17 protein-coding genes are annotated in these 14,319 nt (G+C 47.8%); 9 read left to right on the top strand and 8 right to left on the bottom strand.

Annotation, left to right across the window (positions count from 1 at the left end; genetic code table 11):
* Positions 1-3 precede the first annotated feature (3 nt).
* Complete coding sequence (cax, locus tag QUA02_RS04815; protein WP_333025717.1) at positions 4-1,125, bottom strand: calcium/proton exchanger; 1,122 nt, start codon at positions 1,123-1,125, stop codon at positions 4-6.
* Between the two features lie 171 nt (positions 1,126-1,296).
* On the opposite strand from cax, the gene QUA02_RS04810 reads away from it, so the two are divergent.
* The 6 genes from QUA02_RS04810 to QUA02_RS04785 all read left to right on the top strand — a co-directional run bounded on the left by QUA02_RS04810 (position 1,297) and on the right by QUA02_RS04785 (position 5,742).
* A complete protein-coding gene (locus QUA02_RS04810; RefSeq protein ID WP_333025716.1) occupies positions 1,297-1,848 on the top strand; it encodes a GNAT family N-acetyltransferase in 552 nt (183 codons plus the stop codon).
* An 83-nt stretch (positions 1,849-1,931) separates the two neighbouring features.
* On the top strand, positions 1,932-2,471 hold the full coding sequence (locus QUA02_RS04805) for a GrpB family protein (RefSeq protein ID WP_333025715.1): 540 nt from the start codon (positions 1,932-1,934) through the stop codon (positions 2,469-2,471).
* A 64-nt stretch (positions 2,472-2,535) separates the two neighbouring features.
* On the top strand, positions 2,536-2,952 hold the full coding sequence (locus QUA02_RS04800; protein ID WP_333025714.1) for a VOC family protein: 417 nt from the start codon (positions 2,536-2,538) through the stop codon (positions 2,950-2,952).
* 67 nt (positions 2,953-3,019) lie between these two features.
* Positions 3,020-3,616, top strand: coding sequence for a Uma2 family endonuclease (locus QUA02_RS04795; RefSeq protein ID WP_333025712.1), 597 nt, complete (start codon positions 3,020-3,022; stop codon positions 3,614-3,616).
* A gap of 78 nt (positions 3,617-3,694) precedes the next feature.
* Positions 3,695-4,894, top strand: a complete 1,200-nt coding sequence (locus QUA02_RS04790; protein WP_333025710.1) for an FAD-dependent monooxygenase — start codon at positions 3,695-3,697, stop codon at positions 4,892-4,894.
* Positions 4,895-4,926: 32 nt separating this feature from the next.
* Entirely contained in the window at positions 4,927-5,742 is an 816-nt protein-coding gene (locus tag QUA02_RS04785) for an alpha/beta fold hydrolase (protein ID WP_333025709.1), read from the top strand.
* Between the two features lie 27 nt (positions 5,743-5,769).
* Here the strand turns inward: QUA02_RS04785 and QUA02_RS04780 are convergent, their stop codons facing one another.
* The 4 genes from QUA02_RS04780 to QUA02_RS04765 all read right to left on the bottom strand — a co-directional run bounded on the left by QUA02_RS04780 (position 5,770) and on the right by QUA02_RS04765 (position 8,288).
* Entirely contained in the window at positions 5,770-6,312 is a 543-nt protein-coding gene (locus QUA02_RS04780; protein WP_333025706.1) for a hypothetical protein, read from the bottom strand.
* Positions 6,309-6,806 carry a DUF4365 domain-containing protein gene (locus QUA02_RS04775; protein ID WP_333025704.1) on the bottom strand — a complete coding sequence of 166 codons (498 nt, stop codon included), beginning with the start codon at positions 6,804-6,806 and terminating at the stop codon, positions 6,309-6,311. Before QUA02_RS04775 ends, QUA02_RS04780 begins: the two co-directional genes overlap by 4 nt.
* A 55-nt stretch (positions 6,807-6,861) precedes the next feature.
* Positions 6,862-7,605 carry a DUF4145 domain-containing protein gene (locus QUA02_RS04770; protein ID WP_333025702.1) on the bottom strand — a complete coding sequence of 248 codons (744 nt, stop codon included), beginning with the start codon at positions 7,603-7,605 and terminating at the stop codon, positions 6,862-6,864.
* Positions 7,606-7,838: 233 nt separating this feature from the next.
* The gene (locus QUA02_RS04765) at positions 7,839-8,288 is read right to left on the bottom strand and encodes a DUF1016 N-terminal domain-containing protein (protein ID WP_333025701.1); all 450 of its coding nucleotides are present in this window, start codon (positions 8,286-8,288) and stop codon (positions 7,839-7,841) included.
* A 510-nt stretch (positions 8,289-8,798) separates the two neighbouring features.
* On the opposite strand from QUA02_RS04765, the gene QUA02_RS04760 reads away from it, so the two are divergent.
* Genes QUA02_RS04760 through QUA02_RS04750 form a run of 3 tightly spaced genes read left to right on the top strand, consistent with a single transcriptional unit; the run spans position 8,799 to position 12,081 of the window.
* On the top strand, positions 8,799-11,582 hold the full coding sequence (locus QUA02_RS04760) for a DUF3536 domain-containing protein (protein WP_333025699.1): 2,784 nt from the start codon (positions 8,799-8,801) through the stop codon (positions 11,580-11,582).
* Positions 11,583-11,631: 49 nt separating this feature from the next.
* On the top strand, positions 11,632-11,796 hold the full coding sequence (locus QUA02_RS04755) for a hypothetical protein (protein ID WP_333025698.1): 165 nt from the start codon (positions 11,632-11,634) through the stop codon (positions 11,794-11,796).
* 51 nt (positions 11,797-11,847) lie between these two features.
* The gene (locus QUA02_RS04750; RefSeq protein ID WP_333025696.1) at positions 11,848-12,081 is read left to right on the top strand and encodes a ferredoxin-thioredoxin reductase variable chain; all 234 of its coding nucleotides are present in this window, start codon (positions 11,848-11,850) and stop codon (positions 12,079-12,081) included.
* Between the two features lie 296 nt (positions 12,082-12,377).
* Here QUA02_RS04750 and QUA02_RS04745 read toward each other — a convergent pair whose 3' ends face one another.
* The 3 genes from QUA02_RS04745 to QUA02_RS04735 form a co-directional block, all read right to left on the bottom strand.
* The gene (locus QUA02_RS04745; RefSeq protein ID WP_445305143.1) at positions 12,378-12,653 is read right to left on the bottom strand and encodes a hypothetical protein; all 276 of its coding nucleotides are present in this window, start codon (positions 12,651-12,653) and stop codon (positions 12,378-12,380) included.
* Between the two features lie 241 nt (positions 12,654-12,894).
* Positions 12,895-13,689: a YdcF family protein gene (locus tag QUA02_RS04740; RefSeq protein ID WP_333025695.1), complete on the bottom strand. Its 795-nt coding sequence runs from the start codon at positions 13,687-13,689 to the stop codon at positions 12,895-12,897.
* 113 nt (positions 13,690-13,802) lie between these two features.
* Positions 13,803-14,129, bottom strand: a complete 327-nt coding sequence (locus QUA02_RS04735; protein ID WP_333025694.1) for a hypothetical protein — start codon at positions 14,127-14,129, stop codon at positions 13,803-13,805.
* Between the last annotated feature and the right edge of the window lie 190 nt (positions 14,130-14,319).

The raw sequence follows: 14,319 nt of genomic DNA, 5'->3' as shown, positions 1-14,319 counted from the left end.
CTGTTAAACAAGTCCCTCAATTACCGGATGGAAGTAGAACGCCAGCGCCAAAACCGTATAAGCTGCCAACAGCAAAGTACCTTCGAGCCAGTTAGAGTTGCCGTCAGAACTGATAGAATTGGCGATCAGCACCGACACCGCAACCGCTACAAGTTCAAACGGGTTGAAATTCAAGTCCATCGGTTTGCCCAAGACAAAACCTGCCAAAACCAACACCGGGGCAACAAACAAAGCAATTTGCAAACTCGAACCCACGGCCACAGAAACCGACAAATCCATTTTATTTTTCATCGCCACCGTCACCGCTGTCGTGTGTTCGGCCGCATTGCCAATAATCGGCACTAAAATCACCCCGGTAAACAGTGATGTTAGTCCCAAACGCGCCGTCGCTTCTTCCAGAGTACCCACCAGCAGTTCCGACTCGACAGCTACCATCAGCGTACAGGCCAACAGCACCCCAATCCACAGCGGCAGGTTGACTTTGTGGTCGGGACTGTCTGGTGCTAAGTTATTTTCGGCTAATTCCTCGAGCATTCCTATTTCTGCCACCCCTGCATCGTACAGATAACTGTGGGTTTTCATCGAAAACAGCAGCGTCAGCACGTAGACGATAATCAGCACTACAGCAACAGCGCTAGAAAGGTTCTGCATAGTTTCGGGAGGGATGCCAATAGAGGTGGCATTAACTGCCGTCGGCACCAAAATGGCAATCACCGCTAAGTTCATCGCTGAAGCGTTCAACCGGGCGACTGTCGGCTGAAATTCTTGTTCTTTGTAGCGCAAGCCGCCCAGCAGCATCGCAAATCCCATCACCAGCAGCAGGTTGCTCATAATTGAACCGGTGATGCTGGCCTTGACAACATCTATGAGTCCGGCGTTGAGGGCGACGATGCCGATAATCAGTTCCGTGGCATTTCCGAAGGTAGCGTTCAGCAAACCCCCCAAGTTGGCACCGAGGACGACGGCGATTTCTTCGGTGGCCGTCCCCATCCACGCGGCTAGAGGGATGATGGCTAAAGCCGAGGTGACGAAGATTGTGGAGGATTCCCAGCCGAGAAAGTGTCCGGCGATGGAAACTGGGATAAATAACAGCAGGCTGGAAATAATTGTATTTGTGTTTAGCATTTAGATTCTCAAAAGCTGCCAACCGTCAATCATAGCCTGTGACCAAATGAAAAAAAGGATGAGGGTGAGGGATTTGGGTGTTGGCTTAAAGCTGGGGGCGGGCGATCGCTGCAATGCGGCTTTCACGGATGTGACAAACTAGGAGAGCGATTTGTTTAGCCGATCGGTTCAATGGATTTTGGTATTCGATTAGCTTCCTTAGAAGACATTCCTAAGCTGACAACTTTAATTCCTGATTCTGCTAGAGCTTTGCAAGCAGGCTACTACACTTCAGAGCAGATTGAAGGCGCACTGGGCATAGTTTTTGGGGTTGATACTCAACTGATTCTAGACCAAACATACTTTGTTGCTCAGAACAATAACCAAACAATTGTCGGTTGCGGTGGTTGGAGTAAGCGTAAAACGCTTTATGGAGGTGATTCAGGCAAAAATAATGCAGAAGACAGCCTCCTCAACCCAGACAGCGACTCGGCAAAGATTCGTGCATTCTTTGTTCATCCAGCATGGGCACGTCGAGGAATTGGAAGTCAGATTATGCGAGTATGTGAACTGGCTGCTGAGCGTGCTGGATTTAAGGAAGTTGAGATGATTGCGACGCTGGCAGGAGAGCCATTTTACACAAAATTTGACTATCAGGTGATTGAGCGGTTTGAAATTTCTCTCCCAAACAGTCAGTTTCTCCCCGTTGTCCGTATGTTTAAGAGCTTTGGGCGCAGCCCGTAAAATATGAGGCATAATAAAATCAGTTTCGGTTAAATGCGATGGTAAATCAATGAGATGACAAAAAAAGCAAATAATTATCAGCCATGTCAATAAAAGTAGATTTTTTCAAAGTAGAAGTCGTCCCGCACGATCCAAATTGGCGAAGCGCCTTTGAAAGTGAGTCAAAACTGATTGCACTTGCACTTAGGGACAATGTGGTTGCTATACATCACATTGGTAGCACAGCCATTCCACAAATTCATGCAAAGCCGATTATCGATATGTTAGTTGAGGTTAAAGATATTCTTAAAATCGATACACATAGTTCAGAAATAGAGGCATTAGGTTATCAAGCAATGGGTGAGTTTGGGATATCCGGTCGTCGTTTTTTTCGCAAGGGTAATGAAGCAGGGATTAGAACACACCACCTTCACGGGTTTGAAGTGAACTCAGCGCAGATAGAGCGCCATTTAGCGTTTCGAGATTATATAATTTCCCATTCTGAGGACGCGCAGCAATACAGCGAACTCAAACGAGAACTCGCAAACAAATACCATGATAATATTCAGGGGTACATGGACGGAAAAGATGGGTTCATTAAAGCAATGGAGCTGAAAGCTGCAAAGTGGCGAGCATCTCATTAAAATTATGATATTGGAAGTGGCAATTCTTGATGTTAAGCCTAATATGACTGGAGCAACATAACATATGAGTGATATCGGTCTCACACACATCGCACTGCCCGTTTCCGATGTCGATCGCAGTATTGAATTCTACTCCAAGTATGCTGGAATGCAGGTCGTTCACCGCCGCATCGATGCAGAAACTGGTGTTGCTGTGGTCTGGCTTTCCGATCGCACTCGCCCTTTTGTAATTGTTCTAATTCAAACAGACTCCGTACATCCAGTTTTGTCTCCACTCGCACACCTCGGAGTTGGGTGCAAGAGTCGCGAATATATGGACGAACTCTGCGACAAAGCACGTCAAGAAGGCGTATTGCTTGAAGAACCAAAAGATTCTGGATATCCGATCGGCTACTGGGCTTTTTTGCGAGACCCGGACGGTCACACCCTGGAACTATCCTACGGGCAAGAAATCGGATTTACAGTGGAGAAAGCTACTTAAAGTTATAATAAACAAATCGCCCTCCAAACCCGATCGTTTCTCATCTGGAAATAGACTGGAGAATCAAATGACCGCAGCAATCATCGCACCACCCAGAAAAGAATCACCCCTTCTGTTTGAGGGACTCACTTGGAGAGAGTTCAAAGCAGTTGAGCAATTGTTAGACCGTCCAGGATATCGACTTTCTTTCCTGGATGGAGTTTTGGAGATTAAACTAATGCCTGGAGAACCCCACGAAACCGTTAAAGAAAGAATTGGTGCATTGTTGGAACTGTACCTGCTGATGGCGGGGTTTGACTTTACTCCAACTGGCTCAATGACTCTGGAAAGTGAAACCGGAAAAGTCAAGCGAGAGGCCGATAAATCTTATAAACTTGCTCCCGGTCGCAGGCTACCCGATTTGGCGATCGAGATCGTGTTTTCCAGTGGCGGGATCGACAAGCTGGAGGCATACAAGCGGCTGAAAATTCCTGAAGTGTGGTTTTGGGAAGATGGATTGTTAGAGGTTTATCACCTGCGGGGAGAGGGCAATACACTTCATTATGAAAAGGTTTCTAGTAGTGAGGAGGTGAGAGGAATCGATTTGGATTTGTTGTTACGTTGCATCAATATGGTGAATCATGTTGATGCGGTTAAGACTTTTCAACAGGCACTCCAGAAATAGCTGGGGATAGATTGTCGCGCATCCTTTCACCACCTCTGTTCGCATCTCAATATCCGCAAAAAGCAATGGGGAATGGCAATGATGCAAGTTGTAATTGTGGGATCGGGACCAACTGGTGCGGCACTTGCCTTGCTGCTGGTGAAACGAGGTATTGCCGTAACTTTGGTTGAGGCGGCAAAAGATTCTTACCGAGTGTTTCGCGGTGAAGCGTTAATGCCCAGCGGATTGGATGCGATCGCACAAATGGGCTTATCCACAATGCTAGAAAGTGTTCCACACCGACAAATTGATGCCTGGGAGTTCATTGTGGGCGATCGGCAACTATTTCGAGTTGATGAACCAATGGGGTCAAATCGACCTTGTACGCTGGTATCGCAACCGCCTTTGCTAGAAACACTAATTTCAGAAGCTCAGTTGCATCCAGAGTTTGAATTTATCTCAGGTGTTCCCGTAAAAGATTTACTCTACAGCAACGATCGCATTGCGGGTGTAAAGCTAGGAGATGGGCGAGAGATTCCTGCTGCACTTGTCATTGGCACAGATGGTAGAAACTCGGTTGTACGACAACGTGCAGAATTAGAGTTAGTAAAACAGCAGAATAGTATCGATGTGCTGTGGTTTAAACTTGCCGCTCATCCTCGGTTTGTGGCGGATAATGTATTTTATTCCATCCTGAATGGCGGTAGCGGATTCAGTGTCTTTCACGGGGCAGAATCAGGAAAACTTCATCTGGCTTGGGTGCTATCGGCAGATGACAAAACCGATCGGAAACACACAGACTGGGCAGAAACTTTCGCATCGCTATCTCCTGCGTGGATGGCAGAACATTTCCGCAACTGTGCCGATACGATCGAATCTCCGATGCGATTATCTGTTGTAGTTGGTCGCTGTCCGCGCTGGCATCGACCAGGAATCCTACTTTTGGGGGATGCTGCACATCCCATGTCTCCGGTTCGCGCTCAAGGAATTAACATGGCGTTTCGCGATGTAATTGTTGCGGCCAATCACCTTGTACCTTTATTGAAAGCAGGGGCTAATTACGAGGATATTGACTCAGCATTATCGCGGATTCAGGCAGAACGCGAACCAGAAATTATTCGCGCCCAACAACTGCAAGCGCAAGAAGCGTGGAAAGGCGAACAACTGCGAAAAAATGGATTATTGCGTTTATTGATGATGCAAACTGATCCGTTTTTGGGTGAAAAAATTAAACAATTTTGGGTAAAAAAACAGTATGAATTGCGCCAAGGAGTAACGCAGGTAAAATTGGTTGTGTGAAAAGAGGAAATTCAAAGTTAGGAGAAGATTTTATGCGATCGACAAATATCAAAGGACCGATCGGCAGTATTCACATCATCGAAGCCAGCGCCCCTGTCACCGCTGGGGAGTCGGAACCGCTGCCGGTGGTGTTCGTGCACGGTATGGCGGTTTCCGCGAGCATCTGGGAGGCGCAGCTTGCCCGTGTCGCCCGTACCCGACGCGCGATCGCCCTTGATATGCGGGGACACGGTGATTCTGCACCGCCGGAGGACGGCAACTATGCGCCCGCCTCCTGTGCAGCGGATGTTTTGGCGGTACTGGATGGGCTGGGACTCGATCGAGTGGCGATCGTCGGGCACAGTTTCGGTGCTTGTATTGCCCTCGCCACAGCAGCAGCAGCACCGCACCGCATCGCGCAGTTGATCCTGGCAGACCCGCCTGGAGACTTTACGAAGCTCCCTGTAGAGGTGTACGAGGCACAGCTAGTTCCGTTCCAGAGGGTGCTGGAGACGGAGGATTGGCGATCGGCTGTGGAAGCGGGCTTCAACGACGCACTGACAGGAAGCACGGCGGATACGCGCGATCGGATTCTGGCTAATTTGGCGACGACTCCACGCGATCGGCTATTTGGAATGTATCGCGGGATGTTTGCCTTTGACGCAGTGGATGCTCTCGATCGCTACAAAGCCACCCCTGGAACGCGAGCCCACGCAATTATTGCTCCCTCAAACACTTTTCCCTTCAGCCTCCACATCCTCCGTCCCACACTGACAACAACTACGATCCCGGATACCGGACACTGGCTGATGCTGGATGCGCCGGAGGCCTTTGCTAGGGAACTTGATATCTGTTTGGAAGGTGTTTAATATAGATTTCGACAAAATCTGTTAGTTTTACCACAATTCATCGAGGGTTAAGTTGTGGGGGTTTTTGAGGATGAAGGCGTTGTTGTCTTTGATTAAGTCACCGCTACAGAGAATCGGTAAGCGTTCTTGATAAGCTTTAATCGCCAGGATATAATCTTTGTCTGCGAGTGAAGTTTGAATTTTCCGCAATTTGTCAGCAATGACGCCTATTAAGGTTATTTCGCCACTTAATTTGTCGGTGTTGGGGGTGTGAATTTGCATGACAATTCCCTGAATAATCGTGTTGGGAATGCTGGTAAGTAGTTCGCTTAAAATTTCAATTTGAGGGCGATTTTCTGCGTTTTCTAGGGTTTGGATTGCCTCGCGGATGCGGGCTGCATAATCTCCCAGGTTTTCCCGGTTAGGTAGCAATATTTCAAATTCTTCTGCATCGGCTGTTGGTTTGTGCCAAAGTGTGGCATTATCTAAGAAAGGTTGGTCTTCATGCCAGCCGTGAGTTTGTAAGTAATTTCTCAGTTGATTTAGCTTGATTGTTTCGAGAGTTTGGCTATCTTTTACGGTGATTTTCATGGTTGAACTCCTTGGCTAATTCCCTCCATAATTGACTGAAGGGCGGCGACTGTAAATTGGTTGGTTCTGGGGATGGCGACGGTGACAGCGTTTGTGTTTTGTGTTTTTGGCTTTCCCCGCAGCGAGATCCAATATCCGCAGTTTCTGATGCAGAGTTCTGTTTCGGACTGGGTTAACCAGTCTTCCGGTGTTTCGGGGATTAAAACGACAACTAAAATTCGGGGAATGGCGAAGTTATCCATTCTTAAGTCGTCGTAGTTTTTGAGCTTGAGGGGGTAGCGGATGGAGTTATCGTCTTGGATATCTCTTGATGTAGATTTTAACTGCAATTCTAAGCGAGGTGCTCTGATGGGGCCTGTCCCGCCTTTCGCAGCTACTCCCCAATCCACGCTGTCATCGTCTACGAAAGGTTTGTAGAGGGAATAGCCGGCAACGGTGGTGACAGCTTGCAGGTAGATGTTGCTGAATTGTTCTTTTTGTTGGTTGATGTCCACTTTTTACGTAGCGATTATTCTTGTTAATCTATTTGGTAGGACATTATAGATAAATTCATATCATGTGGGTTGCCAAAAAATGATTAATTCCTTGAATCATCAGATCCACATCGCTACGATTAAAATTATCAAAATGTCCGTGAGCTGCACTATTGCGAATATCAGCCCAACCTCTAAGCTGCTTAGCTGTTACTTCATTAAATACCTTATTTTTTTTCAATGCCTCAATCAAAGGGGTGAGTGTTAGGGGTTTACCCTTATCATTGACTGTTGATATGGACGGACTCTGCTTATCACAGAGAGTTCGTAGAGATTTCTCTAAAACAGCTCCAGCTAATACGGCTGCTGGTACATGGTCATATTTACCAGACTGACCCTCTGCTAACAACTGTTCTGCTTGACCCATATAATCTGCGACTATTGCAGCTTCTATCTCAAGTCCCAAATCTCCTAAATAACCTTTTTGAAAGTCATCTTTCAATCCTTTTAATCGAGAAATGCGGGTATTTAATTTATCATGGGCTTCCCTGGGAACTATTCCTTTTTCATCCAATAATTTTCGATTAACACTCCTTGGAGGAATGATTTGATCTAGTAACGTTAAATAGTTTAAATTCCACGCCTCTAGTTTTTGTGGCTCTTCAAGTTCTTGTTGAGTTAGAGGTCGAGGTACTTGAACCGGGTCCCTGAAGAAACCATTGGAAACATATTTAATAACTTTATAAATCCTTTCTCCTTCTTGTATAAGTTCATCAAATCGATCGAGATATTTGTTGAAAACTTTAGGCGGTAGTGTCATTACAATGATGCCTCAAAAAAAAATTCGTATCTTTCACACGAAGCTCGCCCGAGAGAACCTTGTGGAGTAGGGTATCGCGAATGGCTCCAAGTGTGCGCGATTTTCGATAATAGTTATCTTGACTTCGCACTCTCCGATTTTATCATTACTCCTCAATTTCCACATCCACCGCTTCTAACTCAGCTTCCAACTGCTCAATCGTCGGCAAACATCCTTTCAGGAAAAGCTGTTTCTCAGTCAACAGCTAAATGGTCTATAACTTTTTCTCCCCATCCTCGCTGCTGTTGCCTGTTTAAAATATTCCGTTCAATTGGCCAGTAAAGCAACACTAATTCGCAGTTAACAGAAAGTACGGCCCGCACTTGATATTGCACAATACCTTCCTTAAGTCCTGGCAAAAAATCGTGATAATCTTCAGCAATTGACGAACTATCCGCCAGAACCCACCCCCGCAGATTTTCCCGAATCATCGCCTCTAACTTCGCACTCTCGGCAAATTGCCTCTCCAACTTCGCCGTCAAATGCAGCATCTTCTCGTCCAAACCCTCCTCCTCCTCCTCCAATCCCTCCGCCCTCACATACCTCTCAGGAGTTAAAACATAACACTTACCGTTTTGCTTTTTTGTTGCCTTTTGACTCCGCACCAGTGTTACAACTCTTCTGGAAAGTACATTTGCAGCCAATCAGCCCCGCCCGAACCCAACTGGCCTAACTTCTCCAAGACTTAGGTAAAAAGCACCTAAAGTATGATGCGAAACTCGGGCAAAGCTCTTATTCTATAAATCGATCGGGCATTAAACCGATCTCCACAACCGCCAAGATTTATTGCCAAACATTAAAATTTTCCGGCGAAAAGTTGCTATTTAATGAATAACACTTTACAATCCAGCAATGTAAATCAAACTCTCAATGAACAGCTCTGCAAACACTAACCCGAAATGGGTCGCAAGTGCCAAAAAGCAGCAAAAGCTACCTTTTTTAACTCTTTCAACAGCAAAGCATTGGCAGAAAAACCCAGGGATCGACGGTTGGCATCTTGGATCGAATGCTTTGCTCGCAATACTACAAATGTATCAAAACTTCTCAGCCAAATTTAGCCCTAACAGATACCTAGCTGAAACTCTTGCTGCGTAAGGTTTCAGTTTTTAATTAGGCTGGTTTTATTGTCTTTAACTACTTGAGGATTCGATCGCATGGTTTCGATTTCTAAAACTCAATCCGATGTGCTACCTTTGTCTTCGCCAACCGTTACGGCTGCAACCCAAAGCAGCGTGACTGCTGCAACAGGTGTGTGCGTGACGGTTCACGGTCACTTTTACCAGCCGCCCCGGGAAAACCCTTACCTGGACGCGATCGAACGCCAAGCCAGCGCCTCTCCCGCCCACGACTGGAACGAACGCATTGACAACGAGTGCTACCGCCCCAACGCCTTTGCCCGCATACTCAACGATCGCGGCGAAGTCACGGGGATCGCCAACAACTACGAGTATATGAGCTTCAACATCGGGCCGACCCTGATGAGCTGGCTGGAACGCTACGACGCGGAAGTCTACCAGCGGATTCTGGAAGCCGATCGCAAAAGCTGTCAGCGTCTCAACGGTCACGGCAACGCGATCGCCCAAGTCTACAATCACATCATCATGCCGCTGGCTAACGAGCGAGACAAATACACCCAAATTCGGTGGGGGATCGCAGATTTTCGCTCCCGGTTCGGTCGCGATCCCGAAGGAATGTGGCTCGCCGAAACCGCCGTAGACTACGCCACCCTCGAAGTTTTAGTTGCTGAAGGCATCCGCTTCATTGTATTAGCCCCCTCCCAAGCCGAACGCTGCCGCCTGCTAATCGGGCAAAACCAAGAAGGGGAACCAGCGTCAAATTCCGACTGGCACGAAGTCGGCGGCGGTCAAATCGATCCGACTCGCCCGTACCGCTGCTATTTGAAACCGGAAATGCGGTTGATGGCAGACCACCAACTCTCGCCGCTGAGCACTCACCATTTTGGCCGCCGACACTTCCAAAATTCCGCAGCCACACCTGCCAACACTCCCTACATTGATATCTTTTTCTACGACGGCCCGATCTCGCGGGATATGGGCTTCAACGACGTTCTCAGCAGCAGCCACCACTTGGCGGGGCGCTTGGGTCAAGCAGTACGGGGAGACCACCGACCGGCTCAATTAATCTGCGTGGCGACGGACGGCGAAACTTTCGGCCACCACAAACACAGTACCGAAAAATGCCTCGCCTACGCCTTCACAGAAGAGTTTCCCCGCCGCGGCTGGACGGTGACGAATTTTGCTCATTATTTAAGTCAAAATCCTCCCGCTTGGGAAGTGGAACTCAAACCCGTGACGGCCTGGAGTTGCTCTCACGGGGTCGATCGCTGGCAAGATGATTGCGGCTGCGGTGGTGGCGGCGAGTGGAACCAAAAATGGCGCCGCCCTTTGCGGGATACTCTCAATTGGCTGCGCGATCGGCTGATTCCGATTTACGAAGAAGCGGGGCGCAAGCTGTTGTGCGATCCCTGGAAGGCCAGAGATGAATATATTGAGGTCATCCGGGATCGATCGCCCGCTAATGTTGACAGTTTCCTCCAACGCCATCAAGTGCGCCCCCTCGATGCCGGAGAACAGGTGGACGCCCTGCGACTGCTGGAAATGCAGCGCCACACCCTGTTAATGTTCACTAGCTGCGGCTGGTTTTTTGAAGAAATCTCGCGGCCAGAAGGCGTGCAAATTTTGCGCTACGCGGCCCGGGCGCTGGAATTGGCGGGCGAAGTTACCGGCGTGCAGCTAGAAAAGGATTTTGTCGCTCGACTAGCCCTCGTACCCAGCAACGTTGACTATTTCAAAACAGGGGCCGAAGTTTATCGCCTACAGGTTGTGACAGCCCAAATTAGTCTCAGACAAGTGGCCGCCCACTACGCGATCAGTTCTCTGTTTGCCAAGTTTCCGCGCGAACAGCGAGTTTACTGCTATCAAGCCCAGCAGCAAGATTTCCAAATTCAGCGCATGGGCTCGATGACTCTGGCTGTGGGTCAATTGCAGTTAACCTCGGAAATTACGCGGGAAACAGAGGTTTATGTGTTTGCTGCGTTCCACCTCGGCGGCTGGGACTTCCACTGCTGCATTCAGCCTTTTGGCAGCCGCCGGTCTTACACTATGCTGAAAGAGCGGTTGTTTGGAGTTATGCAAGAAGCTTCGGCAGCCCACGCCATTCTGGAAATGGTACGCTTGTTTGGGGATCAGTCCTTTAGCTTGCGGGATTTATTCGCTGAGGAACGCCACCGGATCGTGCAGTTGCTGAGTCAGGAAAATTTGACTCGGTTGGATCAGCTTTACACTCAGGTTTACCGGGAAAATTACGGGGTGATGATGGCGTTCCACCGAGACGAGTTGCCGGTGCCCGTAGAGTTGCAGGTGGCTGCTGAGGTGGCTTTGGGACACCGCTGTTTGACGGCGGCCAAGGCCCTGGAACTGGAAACGGAGGATGTGGAACCGCTGCTGGCGGAAATTGAGGCGATCGCCACTGAAAGCGGCCATCTCCGCTGTCGGTTGAACGTTCCCGAAGTCAAGCAAATTTTGGAAAAGCTGGTTTGGCGATCGCTAGACGCGCTGCTGCAAGCAGGATCGGGCGTGGAGGAGCGCTCGCCCCTCATGTTGGAAGCTGATATCCGCACGATCGAGCGTTTGATTGCTGTGGGCGATCGGCTGAGTCTGGGTTTGTGTTTGGACAAATCGCAGGAACTGTATTTCCATTCTCTGTACAGTCAAATTGTGCCTCTGTGTTTGGGCTGGCTGCAACGGCGAGCTGCTTCGGTGGGCGAAAGTGCGGTCGATCCCGTTGCCTTGGATATCGCCCGACCAGACGGCGGCTGGGAGTTGCCTTCGATCCGGCAGTTGCTGGAGTTGGGTCAAACTCTGGCCGTTGATGTTGAGTGTTGGTTGAACCAGTTAAGTCGATCACTTCTCGATTAGCCAACCAAATCAATTCCCGCGCTTGAAAATCCGCCAGATCGGGGTTTAAATGCCGATCGGGCCTGCGGGTTCAACCGAGGATCGATCGGCCAGGAGGCTTCCCGGGATCGCGGCTGGCGATCGAAGCACCGACAGGGAAACGCCAACTTTGTTTAAGTTTTCGCTCTACTTGTGGGAAGATAAGAAGACTGTCGGCAAAGCGTACAAGTGTTAAGCACCCGTAGGCTTTGCAGAGTTTTGAAGAGAGAACACTAAATATAAGTCTATGAAAGTTGGCGATCGCGTTTGCATTAAAAACTCTGTTGTTGTCTACCACCACCCTCAAAATCGCAGTCAACCATTTGATATTAAGGGTATGGAAGGAGAAGTCGTGGCGATCGTTCACGAATGGCACGGCAGACCTGTCAGTGCCAATTGGCCGGTTCTAGTTCAGTTTGACAAAAAATTTAAAGCTCACCTGAAAGAGGATGAGGTCGAATTGATATCTTCGGAAGTCTAGCTGTCTCAAAAGTTGAAGCCGGAGGCAAAAGACAATATCCAATCCGGTCAGTCGATTTTAGATTTTAGATTTTAGATTTTAGATTTTAGATTTACTCCACAGATTAATCTGGGAGCTTGAACTCTGGTCTAAAATTTTGGGCGGCTCACGAATCCTGTCCTTCGCAAGTATCCGTTTTTGGGCGTGGTCATATAACTGTTGTAGAGTTTGTAGTGAGGACTTCTGTTTTTTCTGTGGATTTTAGTCGATCGGCGGGACTAAAGTCCTTACTACCAACCATCTTTTTTATTTAATCATTAATTTTTCGACCGTCTGCGGCTAAACCAACCGAAGATATTCAAATCTCCCTGCATTTTCTGCAATTCCTGCTGATGTTGCTTGGCTGTAGCGTAATACCACTGGCAGTGAAGTTCGAGTTCTTGACGGTACTTAATTTCGTCGTAAAACTCGCGGACAATTTGGTGTCTCTGAAAAATTTCGGCCGCGGGAGTCGGTTCTGGGGCAATGTTTTGCAACTCGTGGGGCAGCATGATTGTTTGGGGGCGACTGTGGCTAATATTGGCTGTAATCACTTTAAGCTAACACACTCAATCAATTTTGGATTTTAGATTTTAGATTTTAGATTTTAGATCGTATCCGTTTGATTTGGAATCTTATCTGATGAAGTTTTGTAGGGGCCGGTTCGCCCAGATATTTGATAAGTATAGACAAATTATATAAACCCGCCCCGCCCCTATAATTGGGATGCAACCGGATTTGATATTAGTTTAAATTATTCAATCCAAAATCCAAAATTTAAAATCTAAAATTCTGTTAAAGCCATCCCCGCAGACGATAAACGATTAAACCGAGGTATTCTTTCAAAGCTTTAGTGGACTGATGTAGATAATAGGTATCCGGCAATAAATCCAAGGCGACTGCTTGCCAATTGCTTTGGGATGCTGCGATATCCTGCTGCGTTATCTGAAAGTCTGTTGGTGCGGCAATTGCTTTTATTCCCTGACGCTGGAAAATTAAGAGCGATCGAGTCATGTGCATCGCCGATGTCACTAGCAAAATCGGCCCTTTTATAGCTTTAGCATCTAAAATTTTCCGCACGTGGACGGCATTTTGATAAGTGTTGTGTGAATCGGGGTCTTGCAAAATTGCTGATGCCGGTACACCCATTGTTTGGGCAATTTCTGCCATGTCTGCCGATTCGGGAGACCCGCCGCCTTTCCAATCTACTCTACCGCCGCTGAGAATTAACAGGGAAGCTTTGCCTTGCTTGTAAAGTCGGGAACCGTAGATTATTCGATCGCCCGCTTCCCCTAATTCTACCCAAGGACGGGGAGGTAAAGCTGCTTTGACACCGCCGCCCAAGACGATAATCGCTTCAGCTTGGGGGAGTTCGGCGGTTGGTAAGTTTTGCCATTCGAGCGATCGAACTAACGATTTTGAAACCCAACCGCTACTTCCGAGCAGTAAAATAATTAGAGCCGCAGCAATTGGTGCCGCCGCCCATTTGGGACGCTTCCAAAGTGTGATTAAAGCCGCCATCATTAACAGGCAACTCAACCCCAAAGGATAAATAAACAGCGGCAGGAGTTTCGATAGAAATACAAACATTCAATTGGGAATTTGGCATTGGGAACTTCTACGCTCGCGTAGCCGAAGTATTGAGTGTTGGGACGAAGGGCATTAGTGACTGTTAACTAATGACTAATGACTAATGACTAAAGCTAGCGACGATCCTCTGGTCCAGATAACCAGCCAAAAAATGTAGCAGCATCACCCCTAGAGGTTTTGCTATATTTATGACCGTCCCTTTGCACTACTTCTTTGTTGAGGATAGCATCCGAGGTTTTATCCTTGGAATTTATATTCGGGTTGAGTAGTAATTCGTTGTGCCACCAAGCGACAATTAAACCTGCTGCCACGCCACCGATGACACCAAAGCCCAGACTCAGGGGCAGCGTACATCCTACTAAGCGAAACCCAACGGTAAACAACACAAACCATATCAGCGCGGGGCTAAACCCCTTGGAGTCTCCGGTAAATTTTGGCATAAGCTGCAAGTTGTGTTTGTAATAACACAGAAAGATATTTACAATATTAGCAGACAATCAAATTGCCAAGGGCGATCGATCTACAACTATTCCCCACAAATCTCGTTTAATAGGGGAGCATCCCGGTTTTGTAAATATCCGAATAAGTGTAAAATAGTTAAAATCAATAAAAGCGTCAAAAAAAGTCGAG

The organism is Microcoleus pseudofavosus SVA1_A4, from assembly GCF_036700565.1.
Lineage (GTDB): Bacteria > Cyanobacteriota > Cyanobacteriia > Cyanobacteriales > Microcoleaceae > Microcoleus.
This window is presented reverse-complemented; position numbering and strand designations above follow the sequence as displayed.

What these genes read in the sequence shown, in the direction of transcription:
- QUA02_RS04805 (WP_333025715.1), top strand. Translation starts at nt 1,932, where the DNA reads ATGTCAATAAAAGTAGATTTTTTCAAAGTAGAAGTCGTCCCGCACGAT.
- QUA02_RS04810 (WP_333025716.1), top strand. Translation starts at nt 1,297, where the DNA reads ATGGATTTTGGTATTCGATTAGCTTCCTTAGAAGACATTCCTAAGCTG.
- QUA02_RS04800 (WP_333025714.1), top strand. Translation starts at nt 2,536, where the DNA reads ATGAGTGATATCGGTCTCACACACATCGCACTGCCCGTTTCCGATGTC.
- QUA02_RS04790 (WP_333025710.1), top strand. Translation starts at nt 3,695, where the DNA reads ATGATGCAAGTTGTAATTGTGGGATCGGGACCAACTGGTGCGGCACTT.
- QUA02_RS04795 (WP_333025712.1), top strand. Translation starts at nt 3,020, where the DNA reads ATGACCGCAGCAATCATCGCACCACCCAGAAAAGAATCACCCCTTCTG.
- QUA02_RS04750 (WP_333025696.1), top strand. Translation starts at nt 11,848, where the DNA reads ATGAAAGTTGGCGATCGCGTTTGCATTAAAAACTCTGTTGTTGTCTAC.
- QUA02_RS04760 (WP_333025699.1), top strand. Translation starts at nt 8,799, where the DNA reads ATGGTTTCGATTTCTAAAACTCAATCCGATGTGCTACCTTTGTCTTCG.
- QUA02_RS04755 (WP_333025698.1), top strand. Translation starts at nt 11,632, where the DNA reads ATGCCGATCGGGCCTGCGGGTTCAACCGAGGATCGATCGGCCAGGAGG.
- QUA02_RS04780 (WP_333025706.1), bottom strand. Translation starts at nt 6,312, where the DNA reads ATGAAAATCACCGTAAAAGATAGCCAAACTCTCGAAACAATCAAGCTA.
- QUA02_RS04785 (WP_333025709.1), top strand. Translation starts at nt 4,927, where the DNA reads ATGCGATCGACAAATATCAAAGGACCGATCGGCAGTATTCACATCATC.
- cax (WP_333025717.1), bottom strand. Translation starts at nt 1,125, where the DNA reads ATGCTAAACACAAATACAATTATTTCCAGCCTGCTGTTATTTATCCCA.
- QUA02_RS04740 (WP_333025695.1), bottom strand. Translation starts at nt 13,689, where the DNA reads ATGTTTGTATTTCTATCGAAACTCCTGCCGCTGTTTATTTATCCTTTG.
- QUA02_RS04770 (WP_333025702.1), bottom strand. Translation starts at nt 7,605, where the DNA reads ATGACACTACCGCCTAAAGTTTTCAACAAATATCTCGATCGATTTGAT.
- QUA02_RS04735 (WP_333025694.1), bottom strand. Translation starts at nt 14,129, where the DNA reads ATGCCAAAATTTACCGGAGACTCCAAGGGGTTTAGCCCCGCGCTGATA.